General features: G+C 49.4%; 19 protein-coding genes, 1 pseudogene and 1 other annotated feature. Of the genes and pseudogenes, 10 read left to right on the forward strand and 10 right to left on the reverse strand.

The window, feature by feature from the left end; genetic code table 11:
• The first annotated feature begins 4 nt into the window (after window positions 1–4).
• The 8 genes and pseudogenes from HWQ14_RS12985 (at window position 5) to ugd (ending at window position 10,198) form a co-directional block, all read left to right on the forward strand.
• Window positions 5–1,117 carry a glycosyltransferase gene (locus HWQ14_RS12985; RefSeq protein ID WP_176609944.1) on the forward strand — a complete coding sequence of 371 codons (1,113 nt, stop codon included), beginning with the start codon at window positions 5–7 and terminating at the stop codon, window positions 1,115–1,117.
• Window positions 1,114–2,298 carry a glycosyltransferase family 4 protein gene (locus tag HWQ14_RS12990; protein WP_176609945.1) on the forward strand — a complete coding sequence of 395 codons (1,185 nt, stop codon included), beginning with the start codon at window positions 1,114–1,116 and terminating at the stop codon, window positions 2,296–2,298. Before HWQ14_RS12985 ends, HWQ14_RS12990 begins: the two co-directional genes overlap by 4 nt.
• 3 nt (window positions 2,299–2,301) lie before the next feature.
• The gene (locus HWQ14_RS12995) at window positions 2,302–3,696 is read left to right on the forward strand and encodes a mannose-1-phosphate guanylyltransferase/mannose-6-phosphate isomerase (RefSeq protein ID WP_148418220.1); all 1,395 of its coding nucleotides are present in this window, start codon (window positions 2,302–2,304) and stop codon (window positions 3,694–3,696) included.
• A gap of 15 nt (window positions 3,697–3,711) precedes the next feature.
• A pseudogene (locus tag HWQ14_RS13000) lies at window positions 3,712–5,134 on the forward strand (phosphomannomutase).
• Window positions 5,135–5,325: 191 nt separating this feature from the next.
• The gene (gene gndA / locus HWQ14_RS13005) at window positions 5,326–6,732 is read left to right on the forward strand and encodes an NADP-dependent phosphogluconate dehydrogenase (RefSeq protein WP_176609946.1); all 1,407 of its coding nucleotides are present in this window, start codon (window positions 5,326–5,328) and stop codon (window positions 6,730–6,732) included.
• A gap of 92 nt (window positions 6,733–6,824) precedes the next feature.
• On the forward strand, window positions 6,825–7,910 hold the full coding sequence (gene rfbB, locus HWQ14_RS13010) for a dTDP-glucose 4,6-dehydratase (RefSeq protein ID WP_176609947.1): 1,086 nt from the start codon (window positions 6,825–6,827) through the stop codon (window positions 7,908–7,910).
• Complete coding sequence (gene rfbA / locus HWQ14_RS13015) at window positions 7,911–8,792, forward strand: glucose-1-phosphate thymidylyltransferase RfbA (protein WP_176609948.1); 882 nt, start codon at window positions 7,911–7,913, stop codon at window positions 8,790–8,792.
• A gap of 239 nt (window positions 8,793–9,031) precedes the next feature.
• Window positions 9,032–10,198, forward strand: coding sequence for a UDP-glucose 6-dehydrogenase (ugd, locus tag HWQ14_RS13020; protein ID WP_176609949.1), 1,167 nt, complete (start codon window positions 9,032–9,034; stop codon window positions 10,196–10,198).
• Between the two features lie 51 nt (window positions 10,199–10,249).
• Here ugd and HWQ14_RS13025 read toward each other — a convergent pair whose 3' ends face one another.
• On the reverse strand, window positions 10,250–11,254 hold the full coding sequence (locus HWQ14_RS13025) for an NAD-dependent epimerase (protein ID WP_176609950.1): 1,005 nt from the start codon (window positions 11,252–11,254) through the stop codon (window positions 10,250–10,252).
• Window positions 11,255–11,449: 195 nt separating this feature from the next.
• Here HWQ14_RS13025 and wzzB point away from each other — a divergent pair, with 195 nt between their 5' ends.
• Entirely contained in the window at window positions 11,450–12,430 is a 981-nt protein-coding gene (gene wzzB, locus HWQ14_RS13030) for an LPS O-antigen chain length determinant protein WzzB (RefSeq protein ID WP_176609951.1), read from the forward strand.
• A 38-nt stretch (window positions 12,431–12,468) separates the two neighbouring features.
• Here the strand turns inward: wzzB and hisIE are convergent, their stop codons facing one another.
• The 9 genes from hisIE to hisL all read right to left on the reverse strand — a co-directional run bounded on the left by hisIE (window position 12,469) and on the right by hisL (window position 19,685).
• The gene (gene hisIE, locus HWQ14_RS13035) at window positions 12,469–13,080 is read right to left on the reverse strand and encodes a bifunctional phosphoribosyl-AMP cyclohydrolase/phosphoribosyl-ATP diphosphatase HisIE (RefSeq protein ID WP_176609952.1); all 612 of its coding nucleotides are present in this window, start codon (window positions 13,078–13,080) and stop codon (window positions 12,469–12,471) included.
• A complete protein-coding gene (gene hisF / locus HWQ14_RS13040; RefSeq protein ID WP_148418213.1) occupies window positions 13,074–13,850 on the reverse strand; it encodes an imidazole glycerol phosphate synthase subunit HisF in 777 nt (258 codons plus the stop codon). Before hisF ends, hisIE begins: the two co-directional genes overlap by 7 nt.
• Complete coding sequence (gene hisA, locus HWQ14_RS13045) at window positions 13,832–14,569, reverse strand: 1-(5-phosphoribosyl)-5-[(5-phosphoribosylamino)methylideneamino]imidazole-4-carboxamide isomerase (protein ID WP_176609953.1); 738 nt, start codon at window positions 14,567–14,569, stop codon at window positions 13,832–13,834. The genes hisF and hisA overlap by 19 nt, the downstream gene beginning before the upstream one ends.
• On the reverse strand, window positions 14,569–15,159 hold the full coding sequence (gene hisH, locus HWQ14_RS13050) for an imidazole glycerol phosphate synthase subunit HisH (protein ID WP_176609954.1): 591 nt from the start codon (window positions 15,157–15,159) through the stop codon (window positions 14,569–14,571). Before hisH ends, hisA begins: the two co-directional genes overlap by 1 nt.
• Window positions 15,159–16,226, reverse strand: coding sequence for a bifunctional histidinol-phosphatase/imidazoleglycerol-phosphate dehydratase HisB (hisB, locus tag HWQ14_RS13055; protein ID WP_176609955.1), 1,068 nt, complete (start codon window positions 16,224–16,226; stop codon window positions 15,159–15,161). The genes hisH and hisB overlap by 1 nt, the downstream gene beginning before the upstream one ends.
• On the reverse strand, window positions 16,223–17,284 hold the full coding sequence (gene hisC, locus HWQ14_RS13060; protein ID WP_176609956.1) for a histidinol-phosphate transaminase: 1,062 nt from the start codon (window positions 17,282–17,284) through the stop codon (window positions 16,223–16,225). Before hisC ends, hisB begins: the two co-directional genes overlap by 4 nt.
• Window positions 17,281–18,585 (reverse strand): histidinol dehydrogenase, encoded by a 1,305-nt coding sequence (gene hisD, locus HWQ14_RS13065; protein WP_176609957.1) that lies wholly within the window; start codon window positions 18,583–18,585, stop codon window positions 17,281–17,283. Before hisD ends, hisC begins: the two co-directional genes overlap by 4 nt.
• A 5-nt stretch (window positions 18,586–18,590) precedes the next feature.
• Window positions 18,591–19,490, reverse strand: coding sequence for an ATP phosphoribosyltransferase (gene hisG / locus HWQ14_RS13070; protein WP_148418207.1), 900 nt, complete (start codon window positions 19,488–19,490; stop codon window positions 18,591–18,593).
• A gap of 45 nt (window positions 19,491–19,535) precedes the next feature.
• Window positions 19,536–19,659 (reverse strand) — a sequence feature (His leader region).
• Entirely contained in the window at window positions 19,635–19,685 is a 51-nt protein-coding gene (gene hisL, locus HWQ14_RS13075) for a his operon leader peptide (protein WP_099516347.1), read from the reverse strand. It overlaps the preceding feature by 25 nt.
• Window positions 19,686–19,858: 173 nt before the next feature.
• On the opposite strand from hisL, the gene HWQ14_RS13080 reads away from it, so the two are divergent.
• Window positions 19,859–20,683 (forward strand): SDR family oxidoreductase, encoded by an 825-nt coding sequence (locus tag HWQ14_RS13080; RefSeq protein ID WP_176609958.1) that lies wholly within the window; start codon window positions 19,859–19,861, stop codon window positions 20,681–20,683.
• Window position 20,684: the final 1 nt, after the last annotated feature.

Consider the following 20,684-nt stretch of genomic DNA (forward strand, 5'->3'; position numbering starts at 1 on the left):
TTATATGAAAGTATTATTGGTTTCTATTAATTCTATTTACGAACAAACCGGAGGTGGGATTTACTTACGTACACTTAAGTCGTTATATGAAATGAGTGGAACAAAAGTAGACATCTTTTCTAAAAATAGCCCCGATTACAAAGTAAAAAAAAATATTTTTACCGACTTAATTGGTCGAATACTATTTTGTCCTTCTTATATTGGCGCCTATGTTTTTAACATTTTAATTTTTTCAAAAAAATATGACATCATCGCTTTTCATAGCACGAGACTAGGTTTTTTAGCCAAAATCATTAAATTTATTTTGAAAAATAAAAAAATTATCTGCCATTCGGATAATGTAGAGAGCTTGTTAATTCGAGAGGTCAATGTAAACACCGGGATTCTAAAAAAAATATTAATCATAATTGATACCTTCCTTATCCCTTTTTCTGAATCTTCTTCAGTTCGAAACTGTGAGATGATATCGTTTATAACAGAAGAAGATAAAGATGCTACAGAAAAAAAATTGAAGATTAACCTCCAAAAAAAATCTTTCATTGTTCCAGTTTTATTAGATTCCTCACCGTGCCCAAATGATAATAGCGAAGGATATCTATTTTTTAGCGGTAGTTTTGATTTTTATCCAAATCAACATGCATTGTCTCGCATAGTTACTCTTGCAAATAACAATAAAAATCTAAAATTTTGTGTTTCAGGAAGAGGACTTGATAATTTTATTAAGGAAGCAAACTTAACGCTCCCAGAAAATTTAAGCATTTACAGTGATGTTTCATCGTCAAAAATGTCAGAATTATATCGAAAAGCAATGTTATATCTCTGCCCTGTAAAATATGGCAGCGGAATGAAAACAAAAATAGCAGAGGCGTTAAGTTATAATTTATTTGTCATTACTGATGAAGATAGTGCATACGGTTATAAATATGCTATCGATAACCGTGTGGTTTTTTCAGTTAATTCGAATCTATTTGATGATGTTAATAGTAAAATATTGCAAGAAATGGTTGAGAAAGTAGAACAGATAAAAAAAAATGCTAATAATAAACCGTATCAAGTTTTTAACGAATATTACAGCCTTAAAGCAGGCATTGAGTCTTTTCGACGGAATATTTTATGAAAAAATTATTGGTTCTTTCTCCTCGTTTCCCTTTTCCAGTAATCGGAGGTGATAGGCTTCGTATTTACAAAATATGCGAACAACTTTCTAAAAAATTCGAATTAACATTACTTTCTCTGTGCGAGTCGGAAGAGGAAATGAGTTTACCAGTTTCCGATAGTGTTTTTTCCAGAATAGAACGAGTTTATCTTTCTCCGCTTAAATCAAAACTTAATGTTATTAAAGCACTTCCGAGCAGCAAACCTCTTCAGATTGCATATTATAGTTCTGCTAAATTTGAACTAAAAATAAAGGAACTTATACCTTTTCATGATGCAGTTTTTGCTCATCTTATACGAACTGGCGAGTATATTAAGGATAAAAATATTAGAACTATCCTTGAAATGACAGACGCTATTTCTCTAAACTATAAGAGGGTAGCAGAATTAAATGAAACCAAAAATTTACGAACATTTATTTATCGATTAGAACAAAAAAGGCTTGAGAGATACGAAAAGCAAATTGCTTCAAAATTCGACCTGGTTTCATTCATTTCTAATGTTGATAGACAATATTTATATCCAAATTCATCTCCAACAATAAAGGTCTATCCAAACGGTGTTGATACGAAATCATTAATGTTTAAAAATAGAACCCTTCATTGTGATAATCCAATAATAATTGTCTTTATAGGTAACATGCACTCATTACAAAATATGGATGCAGCGAGATGGTTTGCTAAAAAAATACTGCCACATTTGTCGTTAAATAATAGGAAAGTAATTTTTAATGTGATCGGTAAAATAAGAGACTCTGACAAAGAATATTTGAATAATATTCCTAATGTCAATGCTATTGGCTCTGTTAATGATATTAATGAGGCGTGTGAAAATGGTCATATTGGAGTTTGTCCGATGCGTCTAGGCGCAGGTGTACAAAATAAGATCTTAGAATATATGGCCTTAGGTTTACCGTGTATTACTTCAACGGTTGGTTTTGAGGGGATTGGCGCTACAAAAAATAATGAATTGATAGTAGCTGATTCTCTTTCCCAGTATCGGGATGCTATATCCAAGCTTGTTAATAATCAAAGTTTTTACAAAGACATAGCGAACAATGCACGCACTTTTGTTGAAACAAAATTTTCATGGGAGTCAATGATTACTCCACTTGTTAATGATATTGAAAAATTATTGGATTAATAAATGATACTACCAGTTATTATGGCTGGAGGAGTCGGCACTAGACTCTGGCCACTTTCAAGAAAATATTTTCCTAAGCAATTTCATAATCTAGTATCATCTGAATCATTATTGATTGACACACTTAAACGTTTAGAAAAGATCAAACATGTCCCAGCTTTGATAGTCAGTAATGAAGACCATAGATTCCTTGTTGCAGAACAAGTAAAAAACTCAACATCTAAGGTTAGTGGTATTTTACTTGAGCCTGAGGGGAAGAACACTTGTCCTGCCGTTGCCTTGGCTGCTTTCCATGCATTAAAAGAAGGCATGGATCCGCTATTATTAGTTCTTGCAGCCGATCACGCTATTGAGGAAAATGACAAATTCATACGGGCAATTAATATTGCTCAAGAATCTGCATCCAAAGGGTTCTTGGTAACTTTTGGTATTGTACCTGATCGACCTGAGACAGGTTATGGCTATATTAGAAAAGGTAATGATATAGGTTCTGATGTTTACGTAGTAAATTCTTTTAAAGAAAAACCTGATCTTGATACTGCTTTATCATATGTTTCATCTGGCGAATATTTGTGGAATAGCGGAATGTTTATGTTTAGAGCATCTGCTTTTCTTGAACAACTAAAACAATATGCTCCGGATATATATGAATGTTGTGAATTGTCTGTCAAAAATTCTCTTCGTGACTTAGATTTTATCAGAGTTGATCATCAGATTTTTAAAAATTGCATATCTGAATCTGTTGATTATGCCATCATGGAAAAAACTGACAAAGCAGTTGTGGTGCCATTACAAGCCAAATGGAATGATGTTGGTTCATGGGCTGCATTATGGGAATTATCAAACAAGGATTCTTCTGGGAACTACATTAGTGGAGATGTTATTACCAACAATTGTACCGGAAACTACATACGGTCTGATTCTTCATTGGTCGCCACTGTCGGTGTAAATGATCATATTATTGTAAATACAAAAGATGCTCTTTTAATTGCCCATAAAAATCATGTGCAAGATATTAAAGCTATAACTTCAATACTGCAACAGAAAAATAGACCTGAACTTTCATATTTTAAAAATGAATTTAGATCATGGGGAGAGATTGAGCGAATTGATACCAATAATAACTATTTGGTCAACCGAATAACAATAAAGCCAGGTTCAAAAATATCAAATCAATTGCATTATCATAGAAATGAACATTGGATTGTCGTATCAGGAACAGCCAAAATAAAGATTGATAATGATTATTTTTATCTTACTGAGAATGAATCGACTTTTATCAAGGTTGGGCAACAACATTCTATAATGAATCCGGGAACTTTACCCTTAATAATCATTGAAGTACAGGTCGGGAATTTAATATCCGAAGAAGATATTCTAAGAATGGATGATAAATAAATGGAACAACACCTAATGCTATCATGTAAAAAAATCATTGCAAATAGTAATATTGTTTTTGGAACAAGCGGCGCGCGTGGTTTGGTAACTGATTTTAACCATAATGTCTGCTCTGCTTTCGTACATGCCTTCCTAAGTGATTTGAGAAATAATTATTACTTTAATACCGTTGCATTAGCTATTGATAATCGGCCTAGCAGTTATGAAATTGCTCAGTCATGTGCAGATGCGATTGTAAAGCAGGGATTCAATGTTGAGTTTCATGGTGTGATTCCCACACCTGCCTTAGCCTATTATTCAATGCAAAAAAAAATCCCCTGCGTTATGGTAACCGGTAGCCACATTCCTTTTGATCGCAATGGACTTAAATTTTATAGGCCAGATGGTGAAATATCCAAAGCCGATGAACAAGCTATTATAAATAGTGATTATCATTTTTCGTCGTGTGTAAACCTTCCTGAACTATTTGCCATACCAGATGCTGCAAATGCTTATATTGCACGTTATGCTGATCTGTTCGATAAAAATGTCCTCAAAGGTAAAAAAAATTGGTGTCTATGAACATTCTAGTGCAGGGCGTGATTTATATTCGAAATTGTTTAATATTTTAGGGGCTGAAGTTGTATCACTTGGCCGTAGTAATGACTTTATTCCAATTGATACAGAAGCGGTAGGCGACGAGGATAGAGTTCTTGCGCTGAAATGGTCCGAAGAACATCAATTAGATGCCATTTTTTCAACCGACGGAGATGGTGATCGTCCGCTGGTGGCCGATGAGAAAGGTACTTGGTTGCGTGGAGATATTTTAGGACTATTGACATCTATTCAATTGAATATAGATGCCCTTTCTATTCCTGTAAGTTGTAATACCGCAGTTGAGTTAACTCATCGGTTTAAGAATGTTGAACGAACTAAAATTGGTTCTCCTTACGTCATTTCAGCATTCGAAGCGTTGACGAAGAAATATGATAATGTTGCTGGTTTTGAAGCGAACGGGGGATATTTACTCGCAACCGATATGATTATTAACGGTCAGGTTTTATCAAAATTACCAACTCGCGACGCGCTTTTACCAGCGTTAATGCTACTCATCGCCTCTGGTAATGGTAATATTTCATCTCTAGTCGAGAATCTCCCTCAACGTTTTACCTGGTCTGACCGAGTTAAGAATTTTGATTCGGAAAAGAGTAAGCAAATCTTAGTTTCCGCTGTTGCATCGCCAGAAAAATTTCTAAATCAACTTGGTTTAGCGCCGCGATATTGCACAAATATCGATCAAACGGATGGTGTTCGTTTTATTCTTGACAACGGCGATATTGTTCACCTTAGACCGTCAGGTAATGCACCAGAGTTGCGTTGTTACACTGAAGCGGCTGATGAGGGACAAGCTAAGGTATATGTAGAAACTATCTTGGATCAAATCACTAAATTTCTCTAATTTTCAGCAGCGGATTTTATTCTTTTCGGCATAATATATCTTACGGCTTTAGATTAGGCAGATCTTTAGTTACATATGCCCTGTACTTAACGGCATCTTGTACTACACAGTAGCGTATTATTTGAGTTAACATCATTCATACATTCAAGCCGTGCATAAGTCGCGGCGACCACACCTGACAGGAGTATGTAATGTCCAAGCAACAGATCGGCGTTGTCGGTATGGCAGTGATGGGGCGCAACCTGGCGCTCAACATCGAAAGCCGTGGTTATACCGTCTCCGTTTTCAACCGCTCCCGTGATAAGACCGAAGAAGTCATCGCTGAGAATCCGGGAAAGAAACTGGTTCCTTTCTATACGGTTAAAGAGTTTGTTGAGTCTCTGGAAACACCTCGTCGTATCCTGTTAATGGTTAAAGCGGGCGCAGGTACCGATGCTGCCATCGACTCCCTGAAGCCATATCTGGATAAAGGCGACATCATCATCGATGGTGGTAACACCTTCTTCCACGACACCATTCGTCGTAATCGTGAACTGTCTGCTGAAGGCTTTAACTTCATTGGCACGGGCGTGTCCGGCGGGGAAGAGGGCGCTTTGAAAGGTCCATCTATCATGCCTGGCGGCCAGAAAGAAGCGTACGAACTGGTCGCGCCAATCCTGACCAAAATCGCAGCCGTGGCTGAAGATGGTGAGCCATGCGTAACCTATATTGGTCCTGACGGTGCTGGCCACTATGTGAAGATGGTTCACAACGGCATCGAATACGGCGATATGCAGCTGATTGCCGAAGCTTACTCCCTGCTGAAAGGCGGCCTGAACCTCTCTAACGAAGAACTGGCTGAGACCTTTACCGAGTGGAACAAAGGCGAGCTGAACAGCTACCTGATTGACATCACCAAAGATATCTTCACTAAGAAAGATGAAGAGGGTAAATACCTGGTCGATGTGATTCTGGATGAAGCGGCGAACAAAGGTACCGGTAAATGGACCAGCCAGAGTTCTCTGGATCTGGGCGAGCCGCTGTCCCTGATCACCGAATCTGTATTCGCGCGTTACATCTCTTCTCTTAAAGAGCAACGCGTTGCGGCATCCAAAGTGCTGTCCGGCCCGCAGGCTAAACCAGCCGGTGAAAAAGCTGAGTTCGTTGAAAAAGTACGTCGTGCACTGTATCTGGGTAAAATCGTCTCTTACGCGCAGGGCTTCTCTCAGCTGCGTGCAGCTTCAGACGAAAACAACTGGGATCTGAACTATGGCGAGATCGCGAAGATCTTCCGTGCTGGCTGCATCATTCGCGCTCAGTTCCTGCAGAAAATCACCGACGCCTATGCTGAAAATGCGGGTATTGCCAACCTTCTGCTGGCGCCTTACTTCAAACAGATTGCTGACGAATACCAGCAGGCGCTGCGTGATGTAGTTGCTTACGCCGTGCAAAACGGTATTCCGGTTCCGACCTTCTCCGCTGCTGTGGCGTACTACGATAGCTACCGTGCTGCCGTTCTGCCTGCGAACCTGATTCAGGCACAGCGTGACTACTTCGGTGCGCATACCTATAAGCGTACGGATAAAGAAGGTGTGTTCCACACCGAATGGCTGGATTGATTTCCTCGTATTGCCATTCCAACAAGCCCGGTAGCGATACCGGGCTTTTTTATCATATTTAATCCCCCTTACTTTTTAACGGAATAGATTGCGTGAAAATTCTTGTTACTGGCGGCGCCGGCTTTATCGGTTCTGCAGTTATCCGACATATCATCAGCAATACTCGGGATAGCGTCGTTAACGTTGATAAATTGACCTATGCCGGTAATCTGGAATCCTTACGTGAGGTAAGCGATAGCGAGCGCTATGACTTTGAGCACGCTGATATATGTGATAAAGAGGCAATGGCCCGTATTTTCGCCACGCACAAACCGGATGCTGTCATGCATTTAGCTGCGGAGAGCCATGTCGATCGATCTATTACCGGACCCGCCGCATTTATTGAAACCAATATAGTGGGGACGTATAACCTGTTAGAAGCTAGCCGTGCCTACTGGTCTGCACTGGATAACGCGGGGAAACTGGCCTTCCGTTTTCATCATATTTCAACCGATGAGGTATATGGAGATTTACCTCACCCTGATGAATATCATGAATCCACGCCATTGCCCCTTTTTACTGAAAAAACGGCATATCATCCAAGCAGCCCCTATTCAGCCTCGAAAGCGTCAAGCGATCACCTGGTTCGTGCGTGGATCCGAACGTACGGACTGCCGGGCATTGTGACAAATTGTTCAAATAACTACGGACCGTATCATTTCCCAGAAAAATTGATCCCGCTTGTCATACTTAACGCTCTGGAAAACAAAGCATTACCTATTTACGGTAAGGGAGACCAGATCCGTGACTGGCTGTACGTTGAAGATCATGCTCGCGCGCTGTATACCGTTTTGAAATCCGGTAAACCCGGTGAAACGTATAATATTGGTGGTCATAACGAGAAAAAGAATATTGAAGTTGTGCACACCATTTGTGATCTTCTGGATGAAATAGTACCGAAGGAAACATCCTATCGGGAACAGATTACTTACGTAGCGGACAGGCCTGGGCATGACAGACGCTATGCGATAGACGCTCACAAAATTAGCGCCGAGTTAGGGTGGACACCTCTTGAAACGTTCGAAAGCGGTATTCGTAAAACCGTTGAGTGGTATCTGAACAACCAGGAATGGGTTTCTAATGTCAAAAGTGGCGCTTATAAATCCTGGATTGAACAGAATTATGGGGAACGTAAGTAAATGACGAACCGTAAAGGTATTATTCTCGCGGGCGGATCGGGTACACGCCTCTACCCCGTAACGATGGCGGTAAGTAAGCAATTGCTGCCGATTTACGACAAACCGATGATCTACTATCCGCTCTCTACGCTAATGCTGGCTGGCATTAGGGATATTCTGATTATTAGCACCCCGCAGGACACTGCCCGTTTCGAGCAACTGCTTGGTGATGGTAGCCAGTGGGGGTTACATATTCAGTACAAAGTGCAGCCGAGTCCGGATGGCCTGGCGCAGGCTTTTATTCTTGGTGAAGAGTTCATTGGTAAGGATAACTGTGCCCTGGTTTTAGGTGATAACATTTTCTACGGGCACGACCTCCCCAGACTGCTTGAAGGCGCGGCTGGCCAGCAGGAGGGAGCGACCGTATTCGCTTATCATGTTAGCGACCCGGAACGCTATGGTGTTGTTGAATTTGATAAGGACGGTACAGCAATCGGCCTTGAGGAGAAGCCTCAGGAACCTAAAAGTAATTATGCAATAACGGGCCTCTATTTTTACGACAATGATGTGATTGAGATGGCGAAAAGTTTAAGCCCGTCCGACCGCGGTGAGCTGGAAATTACCGACATCAACCGCATCTATATGCAGCAGGGACGATTGTCCGTCGCGATGATGAGACGTGGTTACGCCTGGCTGGATACCGGTACGCACCAGAGTATGATCGAGGCGAGCAATTTTATTGCCACTATCGAAGAGCGACAGGGACTCAAGGTTTCTTGCCCTGAAGAGATCGCATTCCGTCGAGGTTTTATCGATGCTGAGCAACTTCTTGTGCTTGCTGAGCCGCTGAAAAAGACCGGATATGGTCAATATCTTTTGAATCTGACCAAGGGATTAGTCTGATTTGACGCAGTAAGCAGTTTTCCTCTGCTTACTGGCGAATCCCCTTTAAGGTCTTATTGTCGCTGAAAAACAGGCGCTTTGCTTAGTGTAGTGATAAGCCGTTTTGATGAGCAAAAACATTTTCTAAAAATTCTGTAACCTTGACAGTGAATGAGTATTAGCGCTAAAAAACTCCCAGATAATCATTGTGGTGGCCGCTTCAAGGCTACCAAAAACTCAAACGTGTAGAAGTCAAATAAATGAAAATAACCATCTCCGGAACAGGCTATGTTGGTCTCTCAAACGGTATCCTGATTGCGCAAAACCATGAAGTGGTTGCGCTGGATATCGTGCAGGCCAAAGTGGACATGCTCAACCAGAAGCAGTCTCCAATTGTCGATAAAGAAATCCAGGAATATCTTGCGAACAAAACGCTGAACTTCCGAGCTACCACGGATAAAGAAGATGCGTATCGTGATGCGGATTACGTCATCATCGCCACACCAACCGACTACGATCCGAAAACCAACTACTTCAACACCTCTACCGTTGAGGCAGTTATTAAAGACGTTGTAGCGATCAATCCTAACGCCGTAATGGTTATCAAATCGACCATTCCGGTAGGCTTCACCAAATCGATTAAAGAAGAGTTGGGTATTGATAATGTCTTCTTCTCGCCGGAGTTTCTCCGCGAGGGCAGGGCGTTATACGATAACCTGCACCCATCCCGAATCGTGATCGGTGAGCGCTCTGAGCGTGCGGAGCGTTTTGCGGCGCTGCTTCAGGAAGGCGCCATCAAGCAAGATATCCCGGTTCTGTTCACCGACTCAACTGAAGCGGAGGCGATTAAGCTTTTCGCTAACACCTATCTGGCAATGCGCGTGGCTTACTTCAACGAGCTGGACAGCTATGCAGAGAGCTTAGGCCTGAACACACGTCAGATTATTGAAGGCGTGTGCCTCGACCCGCGTATTGGTAACCACTACAACAACCCGTCATTCGGTTACGGCGGTTACTGTCTGCCAAAAGACACCAAGCAGCTGCTCGCAAACTATCAGGCGGTGCCAAACAACCTGATTTCCGCAATTGTGGATGCTAACCGTACGCGTAAAGACTTCATCTCGGATTCCATCCTGGCGCGCCAGCCAAAAGTGGTGGGGGTGTATCGACTGATCATGAAGAGCGGTTCGGATAACTTCCGCGCCTCTTCCATTCAGGGGATCATGAAGCGTATTAAGGCAAAAGGCGTGCAGGTCATCATTTATGAACCGGCCATGCAGGAAGACGAGTTCTTCCACTCGCGCGTAATTCGCGATCTGGATGTGTTTAAGAAAGAAGCGGACGTGATTATCTCTAACCGCATGGCAGAAGAGCTGGCTGACGTCAAAGATAAAGTCTATACCCGTGACCTGTTTGGTAGTGACTGAGCGCTAACTGTCGCACATAAAAAACCCGGCCTTTAGCCGGGTTTTCTGTTTTTAAACGTTGTAAAAGTTGCGGTACCAGTCGACGAAGTTTTTCACGCCCTCCTTGACGGAGGTCTGCGGTTTAAACCCAATGACGTCATACAGCGCTCTGGTGTCTGCACTGGTCTCCAGTACGTCACCCGGCTGGATAGGCATCATATTTTTTTCCGCTTCTTTGCCCAGAGCCTCTTCCAGCGCTGTGATGTAGTCCATCAGCTCTACCGGAGAGCTGTTGCCGATGTTGTATACGCGGTATGGAGCAGAACTGGTTGCAGGTGAACCCGCTTCGACCGTCCAGTCGGCATTGGCCTCGGGAATGACGTCCTGCAGGCGAATAATCGCTTCGGCAATATCATCGATGTAGGTGAAGTCGCGTTTCATCTTGCCGTAGTTGTATACGTCGATGCTGCTACCTTCAATCATAGCTTTGGTGAATTTGAACAGCGCCATGTCAGGGCGTCCCCACGGGCCATACACGGTGAAGAAGCGCAGGCCAGTGGTTGGCAGGTTGTACAGATGCGAATAGGTATGCGACATCAGTTCATTAGCTTTTTTAGTGGCCGCATACAGGGATACCGGGTGGTCCACGGAATCGTCAGTGGAAAACGGCATCTTACGGTTAAGGCCGTAAACGGAGCTGGATGATGCATACAGAAGATGCTGAACCTTATTGTGGCGACAGCCTTCCAGCACGTTAAGATGGCCTACAAGGTTGGCATCGGCATAGGCGTGGGGGTTTTCAAGCGAGTAACGGACGCCAGCCTGTGCGGCAAGATGGATGACGCGGTCAAATTTCTCCTCAGCAAACAGCGTTGCCATGCCCTCACGGTCCGCTAAATCCAGCTTGAGGAAAGTGAAACGCTCGGATTTCAGTAAGTCCAGGCGTGCCAGCTTAAGATTGACGTCGTAATAATCATTGAGGTTATCAATGCCAACGACCTCATGCCCCGCATCAAGCAAGCGCTTGCTGACGTGAGAACCGATAAACCCCGCTGCGCCCGTAACCAGAAATTTCATAGCTTCCCTCATTAAAACAGTGTTCTTGTTGATGCCACAAGACATCAAATTCCGGCTATGATAGCGCGTTGTTCTTCACATACATAACCCATCTTTCCGATATAACTCATCGGATTCTTATAGAAAAATCCGTAGCAACAGATACACTAGGTAGACATGTTTCTTTTTGCCCTTTTTTGATCTGTTAGGGATTGTATGACGCAAAACAACAATAGCCTGGTCACTCGCAGCAATGACCCGGAGCAAATTGATTTACTGGATTTAGTACTACAGCTGTGGCGCGGCAAGTGGGTAATTGGAGCGTTTATTGCTGTTTTTATCGTTCTTGCTGGCGTTTATATCACCATTGCAAAAGAAAAGTGGACCTCGTCGGCGATCATCGCCCAGCCTGACGCAGCGCAAATTGCAACTTACGCGAATGCATTGAATATTCTCTATGGTAGCGCCGCACCTTCAATGCAGGATATTCAAGGTCGCGCTATTGGCCGTTTCAATTCTTCTTTTTCTGCTTTAGCGCAAGCTCTTGAAAACCAAGAGGTCCCTGAAATACTCACAATTGAACCTACCGTCAAGGGGCAGAGCTTACCCTTAACGGTTACATATCAGGGCGAATCAGCTGAAGCCGCACAAAAGCAACTTGCACAGTATATTCAGCAGGTTGATGAGCAGACGGCCAAAGAACTGACTCTTGACCTGAAGGATAATCTTAAGCAGCAGATCACTACCCTGAACGACTCTCTTCAGAACCAGGAAAAAGTAGCTCAGGAGCAAAAAGATCTGCGTATTAAGCAGATTACTGAGGCGTATAAAAACGCGGAGGCCGCGAAAATTAGCACTCCGCAGCTCCAGCAAACTCAGGACGTTACTCAGGAAACCATGTTCCTGCTGGGCACTGAAGCGCTGAAGTCAATGATTGATAACGAGGCATCCCGTCCGCTCGTTTTCTCAGGTGCCTACTATCAGACCAAGCAAAACTTACTGGATATTCAGAATCTTAACGTTAACCCGGACACAGTACACGTCTACCGTTACGTTATGAAACCGAATCTTCCTATCCGTCGCGACAGCCCGAAAAAAGCTATCACCCTGATCCTCGCCGTACTCCTCGGAGGGATTATCGGTTCTGGTGTTGTTCTTGGCCGTAACGCGCTGAGAAACTACAGGCCGAAAGCCTGATTTGCAGACAAAAAAAGACCGGGTTTCCCCGGTCTTTTTTATTTGTGTCTCTTACGTAAATTCTCAATCACCGCTGTCAAATCCAGCTCCTGATCCTGAAGCAGCACCAGCAGGTGATACATCAAATCCGACGCTTCGTTCGTCAGCTCCTCCCGGTCATTCACGGTGGCAGCCAGCGCCGTTTCAACGCCTTCCTCACCCACCTTCTGCGCAATGCGCTTGGTGCCGCTGGCGTACAGCTTTGCGGTGTACGAGCTCTCGGGATCCGCCGTTTTACGCTCTGCCAGCAATTGTTCAAGCTGATAAAGGAACAGCCACTGGTGGCTCGCCTCGCCAAAGCAGCTGCTGGTTCCTTTGTGGCAGGTTGGCCCAATCGGGTTTGCCAGCACCAGCAGGGTGTCGTTATCGCAATCCGGCGTAATGCTTACCGCGTTCAGGAAATGACCTGAGGTTTCACCTTTGGTCCACAGGCGCTGTTTGGTGCGCGAGAAAAACGTCACCTTACCGCTGTCGATCGTTTTCGCCAGCGCCTCCTGGTTCATATATCCCAGCATCAGCACTTCGCCTGATACGGCATGTTGTACAACCACCGGCAGTAATCCGTCAGTTTTTTCCCAGTCCAGCTGCGCCCGTTGTTGCTCTGTTAACATACCCTGATCTCCACGCCCTGGTCGGCCAGGTACGTTTTTAACTCACCAATATTGATAATCTGCTTGTGGAACACGGACGCGGCCAGCGCGCCGTCCACGTTTGCATCGCGGAAGGCTTCCAGGAAGTGTTCCATGGTGCCCGCACCGCCGGAGGCAATCAGCGGAACCCGGCACACGGCGCGCACTTTTTTCAGCTGCTCGAGGTCGTAACCGTTACGCACCCCGTCCTGGTTCATCATGTTCAGCACGATCTCACCCGCGCCGCGTTTCTGCACTTCCTGCACCCAGTCCAGCGTCTCCCACTGCGTCACGCGCGTGCGGCTTTCATCGCCGGTGTATTGGTTGACGTGATACTTGCCCGTTGCGGCGTCATGCCAGGTGTCGATGCCTACTACAATACACTGCACGCCAAAGCGATCGGCCAGACGGGTGATCAGCTCGGGGTCTGCCAGCGCAGGGGAGTTGATGGAAATTTTGTCCGCACCGAAAGAGAGAATTTTGGCCGCGTCATCAGCGGATTTGATCCCGCCCGCCACGCAGAAGGGGATGTCGATCACCTCCGCCACGCGCGCCACCCAGCTTTTGTCCACCACGCGGCCATCGCTGGAGGCGGTGATATCATAAAATACCAGCTCGTCTGCGCCTTCGTCGGCATAGCGTTTAGCCAGCGGAACGATGTCGCCAATGATTTCGTGGTTGCGGAACTGCACGCCCTTAACCACCTGACCGTCGCGCACGTCCAGGCAGGGAATTATCCGTTTTGCCAGCATTGAATCGCCTCCGTTACAGTAAATTTTCCTTCCAGCAGGGCCCGACCCACAATCACACCCTTCACGCCGGTCCCGCGCAGCGCGGCCACGTCGCCAATATCACCGATACCCCCAGAAGACTGGAATGCCACCTGCGGATAACGCGCGCAGACCTCTTCGTACAGCGAAACGTTAGAGCCGGCCAGCGTGCCATCGCGGGAGATATCCGTGCACAGCACGTGCTTCAGGCCAACGGGAAGATAAATATCGACCAGTTCCTCCAGGGTAACGCCAGAGTTCTCCTGCCAGCCGCTGACCGCGACCTGCTTGTTACCCTGCTCGTCGATGCGCACGTCCAGCGCCAGCACCAACGCATCCGCGCCGAAGCGGCGGAACCAGCCCTTGACCGTCTCAGGATCTTTTACGGCGGTCGAACCGACCACCACCCGCGCCACGCCAGCGTCCAGCAGTGCCTCAACGTCGTCTTCCGTACGCACGCCGCCGCCAACCTGCACGGGAATGTCCACGCCAGCCACCAGTTTTTTCAGCAGCGGGATCTGGCGTTTCGCCGGATCTTTCGCGCCGGTTAAATCGACGAGGTGCAGCACCTCAGCCCCCTGTGCCGCATACGCCTGGAGACGCGGCAGCGGGTCGTTGCCGTAGTCGCGCTGCTGGCCATAATCGCCCTGATGGAGGCGAACCACCGTGCCGTCAATTAAATCTAAAGCGGGAATAATCATCACATCTCCAGGAAGTTTTTCAGCAGCTGTGCGCCGGCGGCGCCGGAGCGTTCCGGGTGAAACTGCACGCCGTAAAAATTATCTTTCTGTACCGCGGCGGTGAACGCCTCGCCGTAACTGCACTGGGCAATGGTGTACGTATTAACGGGCATCGCGTAGCTGTGGACGAAGTGGAAGTACGCGCCGTCTTCGATACCCTGGAACAGCCTGTTGCCCGCCTTCGGATAGACGCGATTCCAGCCCATGTGCGGCAGCGGCAGGCCGTGGTCGGCCATTTTCGGCACGTCTTCTTCAATAATTCCCAGCAGGTCAACGCCGTTACTCTCGTCGCTGCGGCGGCCGAGCAGCTGCATGCCCAGGCAAATGCCCAGCACCGGCTGGGTACAGGCTTTAATGAGTTCAACCAGCTCGCGCTCGTGGATCTGATCCATCGCCGCCTGGGTGGTGCCTACGCCCGGCAAAAAGAGTTTATCCGCGCGCAGCACCACGTCCGGGTCGCGGCTCACCGCCGGCTCATAGCCGTGACGCATAATTGCCGAGCGCACGGAGTTCAGGTTGGCGCAGCCGGTATCCAGAATCACCACGTTCATTACAGCACTCCTTTCGACGAGGGAAGGGCATCACCGTCAACGCGGATCGCCTGGCGCAGGGTACGGCCAAAGGCTTTGAACAGGCTCTCCACTCGGTGGTGATCGTTTTTACCTTTGGTTTTCAGGTGCAGCGTCAGGCTCATCGTGTAAGTCAGCGAGCGGAAGAAGTGCTCCACCATCTCGGTGCTGAGATCGCCCACGCGCTGGTAGGTGAAGTCGGCTTTGTATTCCAGGTGTGGACGACCGGAAATATCCATCGCACAGCGCGCCAGGCATTCGTCCATCGGCAGGACAAAGCCAAAACGGTTGATGCCGCGCTTGTCGCCCAGCGCCAGCTTCAGGGCTTCGCCCAGCGCCAGTCCCGTGTCTTCCACGGTGTGGTGATCGTCAATATAGAGATCGCCCTTAACGGAGATTTCCATCCGGAAGCCGCCGTGGGTCGCGATCTGGTCCAGCATATGGTCGAAGAAGCCGACGCCGGTGTGGATCTTGCTCCCGCCTTCGCGATCGAGCCAGACCTTAACGTCGATCTGCGTCTCTTTGGTGTTACGCTCAACGTGCGAATAGCGGTCGCGTCTGGTCAGCTGTTCGCCAATCATCGTCCAGTTAAGCGCGTCACGGCTGTAGCGCAGGCCCGCGATGCCCATGTTTTCCGCCAGGGTGATATCCGTGATGCGATCGCCGATGACGTAGCTGTTCGCTTTATCAAGCGCTTCTTCCGCCAGATAGCGCTCGACGAGCTTCACTTTAGGCTTACGGCAGTCGCACTCGTCGGCAGGCATGTGCGGGCAGATCAGCACTTCTTCAAACACCACGCCCTGCGAGGTCAGCACCTGCATCATCAGGTTGTGCGGGCCGTCGAAGTCCGCCTGCGGGAAGCTCGCGGTACCCAGACCATCCTGGTTGGTGATCATCACCAGCTTATAGCCCGCTTTCTGAAGCTTCAGCAGCACCGGGATCACGTCGGGTTCAAACGCCAGCTTGTCGAAACGGTCGACCTGAAAATCGCTGGGTGGCTCCGATATGAGGGTGCCGTCACGATCGATAAAGAGGGTTTTCTGACTCATACTTTCTCCGCTTTCAGGGCGTCAATCACGCGCTGGCTCTCTGCACGAGTGCCGACGGTAATACGCAGGCAGCCGCTCAGGGAAGGTTGTTTATTCTGGTCTCGTAAGATAATGCCCTGATCCCACAGCGATTTAAATATCGCGCTTGAGGCAGTAAAGCGCGCGAGGATGTAGTTGGTTTCCGAATCGAACACCTGCTCCACGCACGGAATAGCCTTCAGGGCCTCGACCAGATACTGGCGCTCTTCAAGGATCTGCGCCACGCGCTCGCGCATCGCTTCAATCCCCTGCGGGGCCAGCGCCTGTGCCGCGATGTCGGCAACCGGCGTTGAAAGCGGGTAAGGGGCGATCACTTTCAGCAGCAGGTCGATAACGGCCTTATTCGCCAGCGTAAACCCGCAGCGGAGGCCGGCGAGGGCAAAGGCTTTTGACAGGGTGCGCAGCACGACGAGATGCGGATATTCTTCAAGCCAGCCCGCCAGCGTCGCCTGCGGGCAAAACTCAATGTACGCTTCGTCAGCCACCACCAGCGCTTTGCCGCGGGTCATCTCCAGCAGGGCGCGAACGTCCTGCGGATCAATAATCTGTCCGGTCGGGTTGTTTGGGCTACAGACAAACACCACCTTTACGCCGTCGAGGTTATCGGCGATGCCCTGCAGGTCGAGCTGCCAGTTTTCCAGCGCCTGCACGTTGCGGCAGGCCACGCCGAAGGTTTCGGCGCTGACGCTGTACATCCCGTAGGTGGGCTGGCAGTACATCACCGCGTCTTTACCCGGCTCGCAGAAGGCGCGGATCAGCAGCTCAATGCCTTCGTCCGCCCCGCGGCTGACCAGCACCTGCTCAGGCTTCACGCCCGCGTACTGCGCGTAGTTTTCGATCACCGCTTTCGGCTGGCACTCCGGGTAGCGGTTCAGCGTCTGCTGCGACAGCTCGAAGGCCACCGCCGTTGGATACTCGTTAGCGTTCAGCCAGACGTCGCCGTTTCCGCCCAGACGGCGCGCGGACTGATAGGGCGTCAGGCGGCGGACATTTTCGCGGGCTAATTCTTCAATGTTCATGCTTGCTCCTTCAGGGCGGCAACGCGCAGCGTCACGGCATTTTTGTGGGCGGTCAGGCGCTCGGCGGCGGCCAGGGTTTCAATGGTCGACGCGAGCGAGGCAAACCCCTCGCGGGAGAGTTCCTGCACGGTCATGCGCTTCTGGAAATCTGCCAGCCCCAGGCTTGAGCAGGTTGAGGTATAGCCGTACGTCGGCAGCACGTGATTGGTGCCGGAGGCGTAATCCCCGGCGGACTCCGGTGACCAGTCGCCGAGGAACACCGAGCCGGCGCTGGTAATGCCGTCAACCAGCTCGCGCGCGTTGCGGGTCTGAATAATCAGGTGCTCCGGGCCGTACTGGTTGGAGATGGCAATACACTGGTCGAGATCGCGAGCCACAATCAGTCGGCTGGCCGATAGCGCCTGACGCGCCGTTTCCGCGCGCGGCAGGTCGGCAAGCTGGCGCTCAACGGCCTCGCCCACGCGTTTTGCCATATCGGCATCTGGCGTCAGTAAAATCACCTGCGAATCTGGGCCATGCTCGGCCTGCGAGAGCAGGTCAGAGGCCACGAAGTCTGGCGTGGCGCCGCTGTCGGCGATCACCAGTACTTCAGACGGCCCGGCAGGCATATCAATCGCGGCGCCATCCAGACGCTGGCTGACCTGGCGCTTCGCTTCGGTAACGTACGCGTTGCCCGGGCCAAAAATTTTGTCGACCTTGGGAACAGACTCCGTTCCGAACGCCATGGCGGAAATCGCCTGCGCTCCGCCCACCTTATATACCGCCTGCACGCCGCAGAGTTTTGCCGCGTAGAGGATCTCATCGGCAATCGGTGGCGGAGAGCACAGCACCACTTTCTGGCAGCCGGCAATGCGTGCCGGGGTTGCCAGCATCAGTACGGTCGAAAACAGCGGAGCAGAGCCGCCGGGAATATAGAGGCCGACGGAGGCCACCGGGCGCGTCACCTGCTGGCAGCGCACGCCGGGCTGGGTTTCCACGTCTACGGCCTGCAGTACCTGCGCGGTGTGGAAGGTATCAATATTTTTCACCGCGACGGCCATCGCCTGTTTGATCTCGTCCCCAAGGCGGCTTTCCGCCTCGGCGATCTCCTGGGCGGTAACCCGTAACTCGTTAACTTCGGTTTTATCAAACGTTGCGCTGTACTTGCGCAGGGCATCGTCCCCGCGGGCTTTGACGTTGTCGAGGATCTCCGCCACGGTGCGGGTAATGCTTTCAGAGGCGGAAATGGCCGGACGCATCAGCAGCTCGCGCTGCTGCGCGTCGCTGCACGTATTCCAGTCGATGATTGTGTTAAAACCCATGGCCGTTACTCCATCATCTTCTCAATTGGCAGCACCAGAATAGAGCTTGCCCCCAGCGCCTTCAGTTTTTCCATGGTTTCCCAGAACAGGGTTTCGCTGCTGACCATGTGCATCGCCACGCGCTGCTGGTCGCCCGCCAGCGGCAGGATGGTTGGGCGCTCGGCGCCCGGCAGCAGGGCAATTACCTCATCCAGACGTTCGGTTGGGGCGTGCATCATGATGTACTTGGATTCACGCGCCTGAATCACGCCCTGAATGCGGGTCAGCAGTTTGTCGATGAGCTGCTGTTTGGCGTCGGCCATATCGCCGTCGCGCTGGATAAGGCACGCTTTGGAGCGGTAGATGACCTCCACTTCGCGCAGGCCGTTCGCTTCCAGCGTGGCGCCGGTGGAGACGAGGTCACAGATGGCATCGGCCAGGCCCGCACGCGGGGCCACTTCCACGGAACCGTTCAGCAGGCAGGATTTGAACTGAACGCCTTTCTGATCGAGGTAACGCTTCAGCAGGTGAGGGTAAGAGGTGGCGATACGTTTACCGTTAAGCGCGGCCGGGCCGTCCCACGCTTCATCAACCGGCGTCGCCAGCGACAGGCGGCACCCGCCGAAGTCCAGACGGCGCAGGGTAAAGTAGCGCGGATCTTCACCCTGAGCGCGGCGGGTGAGCAGCTCTTCTTCCAGCACGTTTTCGCCGATGATGCCGAGGTCAACGACGCCGTCCATCACCAGGCCAGGAATATCGTCATCACGCACGCGCAGAATATCGATCGGCATATTTTCAGCAAGGGCGATCAGGCGCTGGGTGTGCAGGTTAATTTTAATCCCGCAGCGGGCCAGCAGTTCGCGTGAATCGTCGCTTAAACGGCCTGATTTTTGAATAGCTATGCGTAAACGTGCGTTATCTAACATTCTGTGTTCCTCGTTAACCTGTAATAACCTGTCTGAATGCGGTCCAAAAAAAAGCCCCCGGAAGGCGATCTTCCGGGGGCTTTTTCATGCGTTCATGCACCACTGGAAGATCCAAACGTCTTCCAGCACACATCGCCTGAAAGACTAGTCAGGATGATGGTGATGGTGGTGGTTTTTAAACGGAACGCGTGTCATATAAATTCTCGTTGAATGCTTATGCATTTGATGTCTTTTAACCTAAACCAGTTGTACGCCAGAAAGCAAGGGCTTTTTTTGATCATTAATTCATTTCATATTGATGCTATGAATTGTGCGTTCCATCAGGCTGGCGTAGCCTTATAAAAGGCGGAGTTAAGCGGAGAATGTACATGAAAAAGGTCGCGATTGTCGGTTTAGGGTGGTTAGGAATGCCGCTGGCGATGTCATTAGCCGCGAAAGGCTGGCAGGTGACGGGAAGTAAGACCACGCGGGACGGGGTTGAAGCGGCGCGCATGTGCGGCATTGAGGGCGTCGAGCTGCGTCTCGAACCCGAGCTAATTTGCGATACGGACGAGCTGGATGAGCTGATGAATGTGGACGCGCTGGTGATTACCCTGCCGGCGCGGCGCAGCGGGCCGGGAGAGACGTTTTATCTGCAGGCCGTACAGGAGATTGTGGACAGCGCGCTGGCGCACCATATTCCGCGCATCATCTTTACCAGCTCCACGTCGGTTTATGGCGACATCGACGGCACGGCGAAGGAGAGCACCGAGCGCCGTCCGGTGACCGCCAGCGGCCGGGTGCTGAAAGAGCTGGAGGACTGGCTGCATAACCTGCCCGGCACGCAGGTGGATATTTTACGCCTCGCCGGGCTGGTGGGGCCGGGGCGTCATCCGGGACGCTTCTTTGCCGGGAAATCGGCGCCGGACGGCCAGCACGGCGTCAATCTGGTGCATCTGGCGGACGTTGTCAGCGCGATAGAGCTGCTTTTACAGGCTCCAAAAGGGGGGCACATCTATAATATATGTGCGCCTTCGCATCCACCGCGCAGTACCTTTTATCCGCTGATGGCGCGCCAGCTTGGCCTGGCTCCGCCGGTATTCAGCGATGCGCAGGGCGATCGCAAAGGCAAAATTGTTGATGGCAATCGCATTTGCCATGAGCTTGGGTTTGAGTATCAGTATCCCGATCCGCTGGTTATGCCGATGGAATAAC

The sequence above is a fragment of the Enterobacter cloacae genome, assembly GCF_013375935.1.
Classification (GTDB): Bacteria; Pseudomonadota; Gammaproteobacteria; order Enterobacterales; family Enterobacteriaceae; genus Enterobacter; species Enterobacter pasteurii.